Source organism: Streptomyces sp. RP5T (genome assembly GCF_003933965.1).
In the GTDB taxonomy this organism is placed as follows: Bacteria; Actinomycetota; Actinomycetes; order Streptomycetales; family Streptomycetaceae; genus Streptomyces.
The window spans coordinates 1-14426 of the sequence record NZ_RSAJ01000189.1; the positions used below are offsets into that span (position 1 = coordinate 1).

A 14426-nucleotide genomic window follows, 5' to 3' on the forward strand; every position below is an offset into this window, starting at 1 on the left:
GCCGCACCGGGCGAAAGCCCAAGTACATCCAGTACGAGGGCTTCCGCCCGGCACGCCGAGAGCACGCACCTGACGCCGCGAGGCCCGCCCTGCGGGCGAACGACGGGACTTTCGCAACACGCCCTAGAGCGCTCCCCCCGGCAGCCGCTCGGGGACCCGTGCGGCGAGGAAGGCGGTGGTGCGCCGGAGCCGGAAGCCGAGGGACTCGTAGAGCCGGATGGCCCGGGTGTTGCCGGCGCCGGTGTGCAGGAACGGCGTCTCACCGCGCTGCCGTATGCCGTGGGCCACGGCCAGGACGAGCCGGGTCGCGAGGCCCTGGCCGCGGGCGGCGGGGTCGGTGCAGACCGCGCTGATCTCGGTCCAGCCGGGCGGGTGCAGCCGCTCCCCCGCCATCGCCACGAGGGCCCCGTCCCGGCGTATCCCCAGGTAGGTGCCCATCTCGATGGTGCGGGGCAGGAAGGGGCCCGGACGGGTGCGGGCGACCAGGTCGAGCATCTCGGGCACGTCGGCGGGGCCGAGGCGGACCGCCTCCGGGTCGGGGGCGGCGCCCGGACCGTCGGCCACGAGCTGCACGCCCTCGATGTGGAAGGTGATCTCCCAGCCCTCGGGCACCTGTCCGGCGTAGGCCGTCAGCGGGACCTCCGTGCCGGCACCCGCGAGCGCGGCGAGGTCGGCCCAGTCGCCCGCGTCCGGCTCGTCGGGCAGGGCCAGCCACGGGGAGACGTCGACCGGATAGCGCAGGACCCGGCCGCGCTTCTCCGCGAAGTGCGCGTGCGGGCCGGTCAGGGAGGCGAGGGCCGGGTTGTCGAGGACGTGCGGCACGGCGTCGGTCATCGGGTGACCTCGATGACCGTCTTGCCGCGGGCGTGGCCCTCCTCGACCGTGCGCAGCGCGTCGCCCGCCCTGTCCAGGGGAAACGTCGCGGTGATGTGCGGGTCCAGGTTGCCCTCCAGCGCCAGCTGCGCGACCTCCCGCAGGACGGCCGCGTTGCGGGCCCGCGCCACGCGCGCACCGCCGAGCCGCCGCACCTCCTCCTCCGGGGCGCCGGCGGTGACCAGCTTCGACCGGTCGGTGAGCAACTCGGCGGCCTCGGCGAGCACCCGGCCGCCCACGAGGTCGTAGACGCCGTCCGGTGCCGTCTCCCGGGCCCGCTCCGCCCAGCCCGGACCTGAGGTGACGTGGATGGCGCCGAGCGACTCGACGAAGTCCTTCTTGCCCTCGCTCGCGACCCCGACGACCCTCAGGCCGAAGGCGCGGGCGATCTGCACGGCCGCCGCGCCCACTCCCCCGCCCGCGCCGGTCACCAGCAGCGTGGCGCCCGTGGGCAGATCGAGCTGGCGGACACCGTCGTACGCGGTCGCGGCGGCGACGGGCAGGGTGGCCGCCACGGTGTGGGCCAGGTCAGCGGGCTTGTGCGCGGCGATCGCGGCCGGCACCAGGGCGTACTCGGCGTAGCCGCCCGCGAGCGCGGGGCCGAAGACCTCGTCCCCCACCGCGAACCCCTCGACGCCGTCCCCGATCTCCTCGACGACACCGGAGACCTCGTTGCCGAACACGACGGGGAAGGCGCGCTCCTCGGGCTCGCCGGGGCGCCGGAAGCCGTTGCGCTGCTTCCAGTCGACGGGGTTCACACCCGCGGCGCGGACGGCCACCAGCAGCCGGCCGGGCCCGGGATCCGGCCGGTCCATGTCCACGAGCGCCTCGGTCTCCGGTCCGCCGTACCGCGTGAAGACGTACGCCTTGGGCATCTGCTTCCTCACTCTCCTCGCACTGTCACCGGGCACCGGCCCGGCACTCCAGCGCCAAGGAGCAGCACGCCACGCCTATTCCCGGACCCGCGCGGTGTTCGTGGGGCCGCCACGATCGGGGTGCTGACCTGGGACGGAGCACACGCGGCGACAGCGTACGGTTGAAGCATGAACGTCACCCGAGGCTTCACCGGACGCCCCCGCGTGCCCAACGCCGGGCTGCCGCCGGGCCAGTACGACGCGGGCGACGACTGGCCCGTCCTCTCGGCGGAGGTCACGCCGAACCTGTCGCCGAACGACTGGACGTTCCGGGTGGACGGGCTGGTCGGACAGCCGCACACCTGGGACTGGGACGCGGCGCACGCGCTGCCCGCGTCGGCCTACGAGGGCGACATCCACTGCGTGACGGGCTGGTCGAAGTTCGGGGTGCGGTTCTCGGGTGTGTCGCTGGACGCGTTCCTGGCCGTGGCGCGGCCCGACGCCTCCGCCACCCATGCCGTCGCCCGCTCCCACACCGGGTACACCACGAACCTGCCCCTCGCGGACCTGACCGGCGGGCGGGCCTGGATCGCGTGGGAGTACGACGGGAAGCCGCTGCCCGCCGAACACGGCGGCCCGGCACGGCTGTTGGTGCCCCACCTGTACTTCTGGAAGAGCGCAAAATGGGTCGCCGGGCTGACCCTGCTCGACCACGACGAGCCGGGCTTCTGGGAGGGGAACGGCTATCACGCGCGCGGCAACCCCTGGGAGGAACAGAGGTACTCCGGTGACTGAGGCGCTCTCCTCCCCCGCCGTCTCCCCCGTCACCCGGTTCGCGGTACCGGGACGTATCGCCGTCAACGAGCATGTCGCCGCCGTGTGGCAGACCGCCACGCTCACCGAGGTCCGCCGCGAGACCCCGTACGCGTCGACCTTCCGCTTCGCGGTGCCCGGCTGGCAGGGGCATCTGCCCGGCCAGCATCTGCTGCTGCGGCTCACCGCCGAGGACGGGTACACGGCCCAGCGCCACTACTCGATCGCGTCTCCGCCGGAGGACGCGGGGCACATCGAGCTGACCCTGGACCACGTCGAGGGCGGTGAGGTCTCGGGCTGGTTCCACACGGTGGCCGAACCCGGTGACCGGGTCGAGGTGCGGGGGCCGCTGAGCGGTTTCTTCGCCTGGCCGGGCGACCGGCCCGCGCTGCTGGTCGGGGCCGGTTCCGGGGTCGTACCGCTGATGTCGATGGTGCGTCACCACCGGGCGCGGGGGCTGTCCGTGCCGCTGCGGATGCTGGTGTCGGCGCGCGGTCCCGAGGAACTCATCTACGCGCGGGAGCTCGGCGCCGAGACGACCCCCGTGTTCACACGGAGCGCCCCGGACGGGGTGCCCGTGGGGCGTATGTCGGCCGCCCATGTGGCGCCGCTCCTGGCCGAGCCGCCCGAGGGTGGGTGGGAGGCCTATGTGTGCGGTTCCAACTCCTTCGCCGAACATGCCTCGCGGCTGCTGGTGGAGGCCGGTCAGCCGGTGGACCGTATCCGGATCGAGCGCTTCGGCTGACGATGCGCGCGCCCGCGTGCCGCGCGCACATGTGCCCCTCCCCCGCAAGTGAACGAAGCGGATGGAGGGGTACTACATCTGTATCCACTCGCAGGGGTGCGTGGTGCGGAGGTCGACATGCGAACCCGGGTGCGCGGCTGGCGCTGGCGGCGCAGTCCGCTCAGGCGCCGGTCCGACGTCGTCGAGGCGTGGACGGTGCTCGCCGTCGCCGTGCTGATGCTGCTGGGCGCCCCGCTGATCGGGGCGCTGGTGGGCCGGTGGGCGCATGACGACGCCCGCGCGATGGCCGCCGAGCAGCGCTCCGAACGCCACCGGGTCCGTGCGGAGGTCGTCGGCACGGTTCCGGACTCCGCGCCCACGGTCCAGGGCGGCCGGGAGCGCTCCTACCGGGTCACCGTGCGCTGGACGGAGGCCGGGGGCGCCGTGAGGACCGCCACGGCCCGGGTCCCGGCCGGGACCGACAAGGGCGAGAAGGTCGACGTGTGGTTCGACTCCCGGGGCCGGAGCGCGCCCGCGCCGCCCGACGAGTCCGCGATCTGGCAGCACACCCTGGTGATGGGCGCCTGCGGCGCGGGCGCCACGACCGTCGTGGTCCTCCTCGGCCACTCCCTGGTCCGCCGGGTGGCGGTCCGCCACCGGCTCGCCGAGTGGGAACGGGACTGGGCGCTCACCGAACCGCAGTGGACACGCCGTCGGGCCTGAGCCCGCGGCCTCCGACGACCCGGCGCTGACCCGACCACTGGCGACGACCGGGCGACCGCCGCCGCTCTTTGGCCGACCGCCACCGCACCCTTGACCAGCAGGTCCACGATCATCGGGAGGGCCACCGCCGGCCGGCGGTGCCGCAAAGGCCTGGCGATTCGTCCGACCACACACGTACGGTGTGATCATCCGGCACTGTCCCTTCGTGAAGGCGGTCCTGCATGGCCCTGTTCGACCTCCCCATCGACGAGTTGCGCGAGTACCGCAGCGACTCCACCGAGCCCGAGGGCTTCGACGCGTTCTGGTCCAAGACCCTCCAGGAGGCCCGCGAGCACGACCTGGACGCCCGCTTCGAACTCGTCGACACGGGTCTTGCCACGGTGAAGGTCTACGACGTGACGTTCGCCGGGTTCGGCGGCCACCCGGTCAAGGGCTGGTTCACCATCCCCGCCGAGGTCTCCGCCCCCGTCCCGGTGGTCGTGGAGTTCATCGGGTACGGCGGCGGGCGCGGCCTGCCGCACGAGCACCTGCTGTGGGCGTCGACGGGCCGGGCGCACTTCGTGATGGACACCCGCGGTCAGGGCAGTGCCTGGGGCGGCGGCGGTGGCACGGCCGACCCGGTGGCCGGCGCGCCCGCGTACCCCGGCTTCATGACCCGTGGCATCGACGCCCCCGAGAACTACTACTACCGCCGGGTGTTCACCGACGCCGTGCGTGCGGTGGAGGCGGCCCGTTCGCACCCGCTGACCGATCCGGCGCGCACGATCGTCCTGGGCGGCAGCCAAGGCGGCGGCATCTCGATCGCGGTCGGCGCTCTGGTCCCGGACCTGGCCGCGGTCGCCCCGGACGTGCCGTTCCTGTGCGACTTCCCGCGCGCGGCGACCGTGACGGACCGTCACCCGTACCGGGAGATCGGCCTCTACCTCAAGACGCACCGCGGCCGCTTCGAGGACGTCCTGGCCACCCTCGCCTACTTCGACGGCGTGCACTTCGCGAGCCGCGCCCGCACCCCGGCGCTCTTCTCGGCGGCCCTGGAGGACCAGACCTGCCCGCCCTCCACGGTGTTCGCGGCCTTCAACGCCTGGGGCCACGCCGACAAGGCGATCGAGGTCTACGACTTCAACGACCACGAGGGCGGCGGCCCCTACCAGGAGGCGGCGAAGCTGCGCTGGCTGCGCTCGTACGCCTGAGTCCCGCCGGGAATCTTCCCTCCAGCCCGACCAGTCGGTATGTTCACGGGACCCCCCGGATCGCGGTGCCGCGGTCCGGGCTTCCGGCGACGACGGAGGGCCCATGTCCGAGTACCGCCCGGCTGTCCACGGCCACTGCGACGCACGCTTCGCGGCCGTGCGGACGGCGTTCGAGGAGAACTTCCGCGACCGGGCCGAGCTGGGCGCAGCGGTGAGCGTCACGGTCGGCGGTGAGACGGTCGTGGACCTGTGGGGCGGCTGGGCCGACGCGGCCCGCACCCGCCCCTGGGAGCGCGACACACTCGTCAACGTGTGGTCGACGACCAAGGGTCCGACGGCCCTGTGCGCCCACATCCTCGCCGACCGGGGGCTGCTCGACCTCGACGCCCCGGTGGCCGCCTACTGGCCGGAGTTCGCCGCGGCCGGCAAGGAGCGGGTCCTCGTACGGCACCTGCTGTCGCACCGGGCCGGGCTGGCCGGACTGCGCGAACCCCACTCGCTCACCGAACTGTTCGACTGGGAACTGACGACACGGCGGCTCGCGGCCACGGAGCCCTGGTGGGAGCCGGGCACGGTGTCCGGGTACCACGCGTTCACGTACGGCTTCCTGGTCGGAGAGGTCGTCCGGCGGATCTCGGGGCTGCTGCCGGGCGCCTTCCTGGAGCGGGAGGTGACGGGGCCGCTGGGCATCGACTTCACCGTCGGCCTGCCGGAGAAGGAGGCCGGGCGGGCCGCCGAGCTGGTGCGTCCGCCGGCCCCGTCGGCGAATGAACAGGCGGCGCTCTTCGCACGGTTGACTCCCGTGGCGATCGCCGCGCTCGCCAACCCCTTGGTGGGCGCCGCGGAGGCGACCACACCCGAGTGGCGGGCCGCCGAGATCCCCGCCGCGAACGGCCACGGCACCGCACGGGCGGTCGCCGCGCTCTACGGGATCTTCGCGAACGGCGGCTCCCTCGACGGCCACCGCGTCCTGTCCCCCGAGGCCGCCGAGCGGGTCCGGGAGAGCCAGGGCAGGTGCCGTGACCTGGTGCTGGGCGCGGGGCTCGGCAGCGACACGGAACTCGGGCTCGGCCTGTGGCTGAGCGGGCCGAACGGGTCGTACGGGCCCAATCCGCGGGCCTTCGGACACGACGGCGCCGGCGGTTCCTGCGGTCTGGCCGATCCGGAGGCGGGGGTCGCGCTGGGCTATGTGATGAACCGGATGGGGCCCCACATCGCCGACGACCCGCGGAAGACGGCGCTGATCGAGGCGCTGTACAGCGCCCTGTGAGGGCGGCGGCCTGACGCCGGGCCCGGCGTCAGGGACGCTCGCCGCGCACCACGCGGGACTGACGGCCCAGGGCGAGCAGCCGGCCGTCCGCCGCCCAGACGGCACTGTCGTCGACGGCCCACCCGGCGCCCGCGTGATCGGTCCGGATCCGCACGAGGGCCCAGCCGTCGCCCGTGCTCTCGTCGAGGGCGTCGGTGAAGTGGACGGTGAGTTCCGCGCTGGGCACGGGGCGCGGGCTGCGCCAGACGGCGTACAGCGCGGGCGGGAGCACGTCGGTGAGGGTGACCACCGCCCCCGCGTCGAGCGCCCGCCCGTCCGTGAACCGCACCCAGGCCAGCAGGTGGGCCCGGTCGCCGCCGGCCAGCGGGAGGTCGGCGGAGGCGGGCCGGATCTCCAACTGCCAGGCGAAGGGCGCCAGATGGCCGGGCAGCCGGACGGCCTCACAGCCCTCCGGGCCCGGCACGTCCGGGGCAGGCTGTCCGTCGTACGGCGTCCCCGGCCGCCCGGAGCCGAACAGGGCCGATCCGACGACGACCGGCAGGCCGTCCTGGTGGCCGGAGAACACACAGGCGGCGGTGCGGCGCCCGGAGGCGGGCGTGGTGCCCGAGACGTGCAGCGGACCGGCGGCGGCCGGCGCGAGGAAGTGGGTGGTGAGCGTGCGCACCGGATGGGCTCCGCCGGCGAACCGGGCACGGACGGCCGCCAGGGCGACGGCGGCGACATGGCCGCCGTGCGCCCCCTCCCAGGACCGCCACAAGGGGTCGATCCGCGTCTCGTTCTCGGTGGATGTGGTCACGCGCCTCACCATAACCTGGTGAGTTGGAAAAACAAACGGATAAGTTGGAAATCCGAACCGACTACAGCGGGCGCCTCGCCACGACCATCCGGACCCGCGGACTGCCGTCCCGGCGCACACCGAACTCGGGAAGGACGTGCAGCTCCACACGCAGGCCCGCCCCTTCCAGCTCCCGTCGCACGTCCCCGAGCCCGAACGCCCGGTAGTACATGACGAACGGCGGTCGCCACAGGGCGTTGCGCACCCGCATCACGGCGTCGAAACCGTGGAGCATCCAGTAGGCGGGGGACGACGGACGGGGCGGGGCCACGATCGGGAAGGCGAAGCAGCCACCGGGCCGCAGCACCTCGCGCACCTGGGCGAACAGACCGGGCAGTTCACGGGGCAGGAAGTGGCCGAAGGCACCGAAGCTCACGACGAGGTCGAACGCGGCGGGGGCGAAGGGCAGGGCGCGCGCGTCCGCCCGCACCCACGACAGGCGCGGCCCCTCGGACCGGGTCCACTCGCGGGCCACGTCAAGCATTCCGGCGCTGAAGTCGACGCCGGTCACGCTCTCCCGGCAGACCCGCGTCAGCACCCGGGCCCCGGCGCCGGTGCCGCAGCACAGGTCGAGACCGGCCTCGAAGGGGCCCGTCCGGCGCAGCGCGGACGCGACGGCATCCAGCACCGAGTCGGGTGTACGGAAGGGGGTGTGGTCGAACTTGGGGGCGAGCAGGTCGTAGCCGCGCTCGACGGACGACAGCGCCTGGACGGCGAGTTCGCGGAGGCTGGGGCCTTCTGGGCTGAACATCCGCGTCAGCTTAGGGGAGCTCGGCGCTTCAGGACGGCAAGCGTGCGCTCGCACCAGCGGACGGTCTCCGCCTCCAGGGCGATTCCGCCCAGGAGCGTGAGGTACGGGCCGATGCGCTCCGCCTCCGCGAGGTACCGCTCCTCGGTCCGGCCGTCGAGGAGCCGGTCGCGGACGCGCTCGTAGCGGGCGAGCTTCCCGCGCGCCCAGGACAGGCGCTCCTCGACCAGCGCCCGGGTGACCTCGGGGTCGACGCCGTCCATGGCCTGGATCTTGATCAGGAACTCGTCGCGGAGGGCGGCAGGTCTGCGGGGCGGTTCGGCGGCGAACGCCGTGAGCTCGCGGCGGCCGGTCTCGGTGAGGGTGAACAGCCGCTTGTTCGGCCGGCGTTCCTGCTGCACCACGCGCGCCTCGATCAGCCCGTCCTGCGCCAGTCGCTCCAGCTCGCGGTAGAGCTGCTGCGGGGTCGCGGGCCAGAAGTTCGCCAGCGAGACGTCGAAGACCTTGGACAGTTCGTAGCCCGAGGCCTCACCCTCCAGCAGGGCGGCCAGGACGGCGTACTTGAGCGACACATGGACACGCTAGCAGCAGGTGATTACTCTACTCCACACCTACTCAATAAATTGACTATGGAGGCTCGATGCGAGCGTTCCGAGAAGCGGTCGAGGCGGGTGACCTCGGCGCGGTGGAGGCGCTGCTGGCCGAGGACGTCGTCTTCACGAGTCCGGTGGTGTTCAAGCCGTACGCGGGCAAGGCGATCACGGCGGCGATCCTGGGCGCGGTCGTGAAGGTCTTCGAGGACTTCCGCTATGTGAGCGAGCTGAGCAGCGAGGACGGCCGCGACCACGCCCTGGTGTTCTCGACCCGGGTGGGTGAACGGGCGCTGGACGGCTGCGACTTCATCCATCTCGACGACAACGGCCTGATCGACCGGTTCATGGTGATGGTCCGTCCGCTGTCGGGCGCGCAGGCCCTCGCGGCGGCCATGGGGGCGCGGTTCGAGGAGATCGCGAAGGAGGCGGAGGCGCGGGCCACCTCCACCTCCTGACGTCATGGCGTCGGGATCCTCCGCCGACTGCTGGGCCCGGGCGGGCTGTTGTGCCTGGTCGGGCTCCTTGCGCTGCCCCCGTCGCCGGGCTCGAGGCCCGCTCCGGACCAGGGAGTCGAGGGGACGCACGGAATACGTGTGGCCGCCGGCGCGTTGACCAGGACAGAACCGGGATTCCGGCGGCCGCGCGACAGCGTTGAGCCGCGCCGGCCGCGGAGGAGCCGCAGGGCATCCGGCCGGCGGCGGCTTCCCGGCCCGCGGATCCCGTTCTCGTACGGAATCCTCGCCACGCGCCGAGCCGCCGTGGTAGCGTCCCCTCAGCACTTGTGTACGCCCGTCTCGGGGCGCCGGTGCCAGTTCTCTCTTCTCACGCCGGTCGATGTACCGGCTTCTCCTCAGTACCTCGCAGGTCCTGCGGGTGCTGTCCTCCGCCGCCCGAAGGCGTCGTCCGCCTTCCCTCTCGCGGCCTCCCCCTCCTTGCGCATGCCCCATGCCTTCCGTCCTCGAAAGGACACACCACCATGACGATCACTCTCGAAACCCCTCCGGTTCAGCAGCCCCCGGTCCGCGCCGTCACCGGCGTCCTCGACATCGACGCGGGCGGGAAGGGCCACCTGCGTGCCGCGAACCTGCTGCCCTCGCCCACCGACCTCCAGGTCTCCCCCGCCCTGATCCGCAGGTTCGGCCTGCGCAAGGGGGACCTCGTCGACGGGGTGCGCGGCACCCAGCGCGCCCTCACCGAGGTCGCCCGCGTCAACGGGCACGGGCCCGACCGGAAGCGTCGAGCCTTCCACGACCTCACGCCCCTGCACCCGGGCGAGCGGATCCGACTCGAACACCCGGCGTCCGGTCTGACCGGCCGGGTGACCGACCTCGTCGCACCCGTCGGCAAGGGCCAGCGCGGGCTCATCGTGGCCCCGCCCAAGACCGGCAAGACGGTCCTGCTCCAGCAGCTCGCGGCCGCCGTCGCCGGCAACCACCCCGAGTGCCACCTGATGGTGGTGCTGCTCGACGAGCGCCCCGAGGAGGTCACCGACATGCGGCGCTCCGTGCGCGGTGACGTGTACGCCTCCACGTTCGACCGCACGCCCAAGCAGCACATCGCGCTCGCCGAGCTGGTGATCGAGCGGGCCAAGCGGCTCGTCGAGGCCGGCGAGGACGTCGTGATCCTGCTCGACTCCCTGACCCGGCTGTGCCGGGCCCACAACAACGCGGCCCCGGGCAACGGCCGCACCCTCAGCGGCGGTGTCGACGCGACCGCGCTGATCGGCCCGAAGAAGTTCTTCGGCGCCGCCCGGCGCGCCGAGGAGGGCGGTTCGCTGACCATCCTCGCCACCGCCCTGGTGGAGACCGGCTCACGCGCCGACGACTTCTTCTTCGAGGAGCTCAAGAGCACCGGCAACATGGAGCTGCGCCTGGACCGCGAACTCGCCTCCCGCCGCGTCTTCCCGGCCCTCGCCGTCAACCCCTCGGGCACCCGCCGCGAGGAACTCCTGCTGACCCCGGCGGAGTTGACCGCGGTACGAGGACTGCGCCGCGCCCTGCAGAACGGCGACGGCCAGGGCAACCTGGAGACACTCCTGCAGCGGATGCGCGAGACCCCGGACAACGCGACCTTCCTGCGCCGGATCCAGCCGACCCTGCCCGCCGGCTGACGGACCATCGCCCGTCGGCCGACGAGCCGTCCCCCGTCTGGGTGCTCACGCGCCCCGCACGGCCAGGGCAGCGCGGTTCATGGCCGGTCCGTTCCTAGCTTTGCGGTATGACTATCGGATTTCCCTCCCGGGTTGCCGTCTCGACCTGCGCGCTGTGCGTGACGGGACTGCTGGTCCTCGCCCCCGCGACGGCGGCCGCGCACACCGGTTCCGACCCCGGCGCGCCCGGCGCGCCACCGCCCGCGTCCGCGTCACCGGCCCTTCTGTACCGCCCCGGGGTCCAGGTCCGGCCGCAGCGGGGCGCGCCCCGGGTCCCGGACGTGTCCGCGCTCTCGTGGGTGGTGGCCGACGCCCACAGCGGGGAGATCCTGGCGGCGCACGACGCCCACCGCCGGCTGCCGCCCGCCAGCACGCTCAAGACACTGTTCGCGCTGACCGTCCTGCCGGTGCTGCCCGGCGGCCTCAGACACACGGTCGGCGAGAACGAACTCGCGGGCATCGGCCCCGGCAGCTCCCTCGTCGGGGTCGCCGAGGGGCGGACCTACGAGGTGGCCGACCTGTGGCGCGGGGTCTTCCTCAACTCCGGCAACGACGCCGTGCACGTCCTGGCCGGGCTCAGCGGCGGCTGGGGGACGACGGCCGCCCGGATGCAGGCCAAGGCCCGCGCCCTGGGCGCCCGGGACACCCACGTCCGCTCCCCCGACGGCTACGACACTCCGGGCCAGGTCTCCTCGGCGTACGACCTCGCGGTCTTCGGCCGGGCGGGGCTGCGCAACGCGGACTTCGCGCGGTACTGCGGCACGGCGGAGGCCACCTTCCCCGGCGGGGGCGGCTGGCGGTACGGGATCCGCAACACCAACCGGCTGCTGACCGGTGCCGACGGGGTGGAGCCGTACAACGGGCTGATCGGGATCAAGAACGGCTACACGAGCCACGCCGGCAACACGCTCGTCGCCGCCGCCCGCCGGGGCGACCGGACGCTCGTGGTGACGGTGATGAATCCGCAGTCGGGCGGTGGCTTCACGGTCTACGAGGAGGCGCGGGCGCTGCTCGACTGGGGGTTCGGCGCGGCCGGGCGGGTGGAGCCGGTGGGCTCGCTGGACGCGTTCCGGGCCAGACCGCGCCCCGGGCCCGAGGCCGCGCCGGTGGCGGCGGCCGCGGCCCCGAAGTCCCCGGCGCCCGCGGGGCCCGGCTGGCTGGCGACGTGGGTCGTCCTGGCCGCCGCCGGGCTCGGCGCGGGCGCGATGGCTCTGGCGCTGCGGGCCCGGTTCGGGCCGGCGGCGCGCGGCTGAGCCACCGGCAGCCACAGCAGCAGCCCGAGCGTGATCCACGTGTACGTGTTGCCGCCGAGGAAGCCGTCGACGCCCGACGCGTCGTCGAACCACAGCCACACCACGCTCGTGCACAGCACGGCGTACAGGGCGCCCGCGATCCGCGGGTGCCCTCTGCGCACGAGCACGGCGAAGGACGGCAGCAGCCACACCAGGTGGTGCACCCAGGTGATCGGGCTGACCAGGCAGGCGGTCAGTCCGGTCAGCGCGAACGCGGCGGCCCAGTCCCCCGCCGCCGCTGCCCGCCGGGCCCGGACGGTCCACACGCCGAGGGTCAGCAGCACGGCCACCGCCCACAGCGCGCGGTCCGGTTCCCCGAGCCGGGCCAGGACGCCCTGCAAGGACTGGTTCGAGACGTAGTCCAGGCGGCCCACCCTGCTGGTGTCCCACAGCGCGTCGGTCCAGTAGAAGCGCGAGGCGTCCGGCGCCACGAGGGCCGCGAACCCCGTCGCCGCCAAGGCCACGACCGTGGCGACCGCCGCCGCCCGTCCGCGCCGGGCGACCAGGAGCAGAGCGATGAAGAGGGCCGGGGTGAGCTTCACCGCGGCGGCCAGCCCGATCCCGATACCGGCCCAGCGCTCCCGGCCCGTGGCGAGCAGCCACGCGTCGATGAGGACGAGGGCCAGCAGCAGGAGGTTGACCTGCCCGAAGCTGAAGGTGTCGCGCAGCGGTTCGAACAGCGCGAGCGCGCAGGCGCCCAGGGCACAGCCGTACCAGCCGTAGCGCCGCCAGGTGCGGCCGGTGAGCAGGCGCAGGACGACGGCCAGCGCCGCCAGGTTGAGCAGCAGCCCCACCGCGATCGCGGCGCGCAGGCCGAGCAGGGCCATCGGGAGCATGGCGACGGCCGCGAACGGCGGGTAGGTGAAGCCGTACGCCGTCCCCGGCACCCGGTAGTCGTAGAGCCGCCCGCCGTGGTGGATCCAGCTGTCGACGGCTCCGTGGTAGACGCGCAGGTCGAACCAGTCGCGCAGCAGCGGCACGGTGGCCGTGAACACGGTGACGGCGGTGAGCGCGGCGAGGACCAGCAGCAGCCGGCCGCGATCCGTGGCCGGCGTCCTCATGCCGTACGTCCCGTCACCGGGGCCTGGGCCGTCTGGTGGGCCTGGACCAGCACGACCAGGGCCAGCACGCCCCCGGAGAGGGCGAGGACGAGTTGCCCGGCGTCGGCCGGGCCCCCGCTCGGGAGCGTGGCGAGCGCGAGTACGCCCGTCACGGCGGCCACCCGGTGCCGTACCGAGGCGCTGGGCGCGGCGGCCGCTATGAGGAACAGCCCCCACAGGGCGTACCAGGGGCGGATCGCCGGGCCGAGGGCGGCCACGGTGGCCAGGCTCAGACCGAGGGCGTAGACGGGGCGCGGGCGCAGGCGCAGCCATATGTGGCCGAGGACGGCGAGGGCGGTCACGACGCCGAGTGCGTGCCAGACCGGGACGGCCAGCGGGGCCAGGTCGCTGCCGAGACGTTCCAGCAGGGCTCCGGTGGCACGGCCGAGGAGGCTGGTGAGCGCCCAGTTCCCGGACGACACCGGGGTGTTGAGGGCGCCGATCCAGCCGTAGCCGGTGCCGGTCACGGCTGTCGCGGCGACGGTGGTGGCGGTGGCCGTGACGAGCGCCGTCAGGACGGCCCTGGCCGGACGGTCACCGGCCCGGACGCGCAGCACGACGAGCGCGGCGAGCCCGAGGGCGGCGGGCGCCTTGACCAGGGCGGCGAGGGTCACCAGTACGGCGCCCAGGACCGGCCACCGGCCGAGGGCGGCGACCAGGCCCAGGCCGAGCAGTCCGAGCATGACGGCGTCGTTGTGGGCGCCCGCGACCAGGTGGAGCAGCACCAGCGGGTTGAGGGCGCCGAGCCAGAGCGCCGCGGCCGGGTCGGCTCCGCTGTGGCGGGCGAGGCGGGGCAGGACGGCCGCCATCAGCGCCACGCCGAGCAGGGCGACGAGCCGCATCCCGAGCAGACCGGCGGGGAGTTCACCGCGCGACGCCTTCGCCAGCACGGAGGCCACGCCGAGGAACACGGGGCCGTACGGGGCTGCCGTGTCGCGCCACATGGGGGCGACCTCGTCCGCGAGGGGACCGCCGAGCAGGGCGGGACCGTGGGTGTAGACGTCCATGTGGGCGTCCGCCATGGCGCCCTGGGCGAGATAGCTGTAGACGTCCCGGCTGAACAGCGGCGGGGCGAGCAGCAGCGGGAGCGACCAGACGACGAGGACGGTCATGAGCTCGCGGGTGCCGGGCCGTTTCCCGGGGCCGCGCACCAGGCGGCCGAGCAGCAGCCAGGCCGCGATCAGCAGGACGACGCCGAAGTAGGCGCCGACCAGACCCAGGGCCTGACTATTATACACATCTCCGAGCCCACGAGACATCTC

The 14426-nt window shown here is 73.8% G+C and carries 14 protein-coding genes and 1 pseudogene; 8 read left to right on the forward strand and 7 right to left on the reverse strand.

What is annotated here, in order from left to right:
• Positions 1 to 123: 123 nt before the first annotated feature.
• Together EHS43_RS20590 and EHS43_RS20595 are read right to left on the reverse strand one after the other, a co-directional pair.
• A complete protein-coding gene (locus EHS43_RS20590) occupies positions 124 to 834 on the reverse strand; it encodes a GNAT family N-acetyltransferase (RefSeq protein ID WP_125192239.1) in 711 nt (236 codons plus the stop codon).
• The gene (locus EHS43_RS20595) at positions 831 to 1748 is read right to left on the reverse strand and encodes an NADP-dependent oxidoreductase (RefSeq protein ID WP_125192253.1); all 918 of its coding nucleotides are present in this window, start codon (positions 1746 to 1748) and stop codon (positions 831 to 833) included. Before EHS43_RS20595 ends, EHS43_RS20590 begins: the two co-directional genes overlap by 4 nt.
• A 168-nt stretch (positions 1749 to 1916) precedes the next feature.
• Between EHS43_RS20595 and EHS43_RS20600 the strand changes: the two genes are divergently transcribed.
• The 5 genes from EHS43_RS20600 (at position 1917) to EHS43_RS20620 (ending at position 6447) form a co-directional block, all read left to right on the forward strand.
• On the forward strand, positions 1917 to 2522 hold the full coding sequence (locus tag EHS43_RS20600) for a sulfite oxidase-like oxidoreductase (protein ID WP_125192240.1): 606 nt from the start codon (positions 1917 to 1919) through the stop codon (positions 2520 to 2522).
• Entirely contained in the window at positions 2515 to 3285 is a 771-nt protein-coding gene (locus EHS43_RS20605) for a ferredoxin reductase (protein WP_125192241.1), read from the forward strand. Before EHS43_RS20600 ends, EHS43_RS20605 begins: the two co-directional genes overlap by 8 nt.
• Positions 3286 to 3402: 117 nt before the next feature.
• Complete coding sequence (locus EHS43_RS20610; protein WP_125192242.1) at positions 3403 to 3987, forward strand: DUF3592 domain-containing protein; 585 nt, start codon at positions 3403 to 3405, stop codon at positions 3985 to 3987.
• Positions 3988 to 4208: 221 nt separating this feature from the next.
• The gene (locus EHS43_RS20615; protein WP_125192243.1) at positions 4209 to 5177 is read left to right on the forward strand and encodes an acetylxylan esterase; all 969 of its coding nucleotides are present in this window, start codon (positions 4209 to 4211) and stop codon (positions 5175 to 5177) included.
• 103 nt (positions 5178 to 5280) lie between these two features.
• Positions 5281 to 6447, forward strand: coding sequence for a serine hydrolase (locus EHS43_RS20620; RefSeq protein WP_125192244.1), 1167 nt, complete (start codon positions 5281 to 5283; stop codon positions 6445 to 6447).
• Between the two features lie 28 nt (positions 6448 to 6475).
• Here the strand turns inward: EHS43_RS20620 and EHS43_RS20625 are convergent, their stop codons facing one another.
• The 3 genes from EHS43_RS20625 to EHS43_RS20635 form a co-directional block, all read right to left on the reverse strand.
• Complete coding sequence (locus tag EHS43_RS20625; RefSeq protein ID WP_125192245.1) at positions 6476 to 7243, reverse strand: acyl-CoA thioesterase II; 768 nt, start codon at positions 7241 to 7243, stop codon at positions 6476 to 6478.
• 61 nt (positions 7244 to 7304) lie between these two features.
• Positions 7305 to 8033, reverse strand: coding sequence for a class I SAM-dependent methyltransferase (locus EHS43_RS20630; RefSeq protein WP_125192246.1), 729 nt, complete (start codon positions 8031 to 8033; stop codon positions 7305 to 7307).
• A gap of 5 nt (positions 8034 to 8038) precedes the next feature.
• Entirely contained in the window at positions 8039 to 8602 is a 564-nt protein-coding gene (locus EHS43_RS20635; RefSeq protein WP_125192247.1) for a PadR family transcriptional regulator, read from the reverse strand.
• A gap of 68 nt (positions 8603 to 8670) precedes the next feature.
• Here EHS43_RS20635 and EHS43_RS20640 point away from each other — a divergent pair, with 68 nt between their 5' ends.
• From EHS43_RS20640 to EHS43_RS47925, 3 genes and pseudogenes are all read left to right on the forward strand, one after another.
• The gene (locus EHS43_RS20640; protein WP_125192248.1) at positions 8671 to 9078 is read left to right on the forward strand and encodes a nuclear transport factor 2 family protein; all 408 of its coding nucleotides are present in this window, start codon (positions 8671 to 8673) and stop codon (positions 9076 to 9078) included.
• Between the two features lie 521 nt (positions 9079 to 9599).
• Positions 9600 to 10733, forward strand: coding sequence for a transcription termination factor Rho (gene rho, locus EHS43_RS20645; protein ID WP_125192249.1), 1134 nt, complete (start codon positions 9600 to 9602; stop codon positions 10731 to 10733).
• Between the two features lie 107 nt (positions 10734 to 10840).
• A pseudogene (locus EHS43_RS47925) lies at positions 10841 to 11725 on the forward strand (D-alanyl-D-alanine carboxypeptidase family protein); the annotation flags it as partial.
• A 35-nt stretch (positions 11726 to 11760) separates the two neighbouring features.
• Here EHS43_RS47925 and EHS43_RS20655 read toward each other — a convergent pair.
• Positions 11761 to 13125: a glycosyltransferase 87 family protein gene (locus EHS43_RS20655; RefSeq protein WP_125192251.1), complete on the reverse strand. Its 1365-nt coding sequence runs from the start codon at positions 13123 to 13125 to the stop codon at positions 11761 to 11763.
• Positions 13122 to 14426 (reverse strand): polyprenol phosphomannose-dependent alpha 1,6 mannosyltransferase MptB (gene mptB / locus EHS43_RS20660; protein ID WP_125192252.1); only part of this gene is annotated, 1305 nt, incomplete at its 5' end. The genes mptB and EHS43_RS20655, both read right to left, overlap by 4 nt.

Bases quoted from the DNA above. Each gene is read 5' to 3' on its own strand.
- EHS43_RS20600 (WP_125192240.1), top strand. From the start codon at position 1,917: ATGAACGTCACCCGAGGCTTCACCGGACGCCCCCGCGTGCCCAACGCC.
- EHS43_RS20595 (WP_125192253.1), bottom strand. From the start codon at position 1,748: ATGCCCAAGGCGTACGTCTTCACGCGGTACGGCGGACCGGAGACCGAG.
- EHS43_RS20610 (WP_125192242.1), top strand. From the start codon at position 3,403: ATGCGAACCCGGGTGCGCGGCTGGCGCTGGCGGCGCAGTCCGCTCAGG.
- rho (WP_125192249.1), top strand. From the start codon at position 9,600: ATGACGATCACTCTCGAAACCCCTCCGGTTCAGCAGCCCCCGGTCCGC.
- EHS43_RS20620 (WP_125192244.1), top strand. From the start codon at position 5,281: ATGTCCGAGTACCGCCCGGCTGTCCACGGCCACTGCGACGCACGCTTC.
- EHS43_RS20655 (WP_125192251.1), bottom strand. From the start codon at position 13,125: ATGAGGACGCCGGCCACGGATCGCGGCCGGCTGCTGCTGGTCCTCGCC.
- EHS43_RS20630 (WP_125192246.1), bottom strand. From the start codon at position 8,033: ATGTTCAGCCCAGAAGGCCCCAGCCTCCGCGAACTCGCCGTCCAGGCG.
- EHS43_RS20590 (WP_125192239.1), bottom strand. From the start codon at position 834: ATGACCGACGCCGTGCCGCACGTCCTCGACAACCCGGCCCTCGCCTCC.
- EHS43_RS20615 (WP_125192243.1), top strand. From the start codon at position 4,209: ATGGCCCTGTTCGACCTCCCCATCGACGAGTTGCGCGAGTACCGCAGC.
- EHS43_RS20640 (WP_125192248.1), top strand. From the start codon at position 8,671: ATGCGAGCGTTCCGAGAAGCGGTCGAGGCGGGTGACCTCGGCGCGGTG.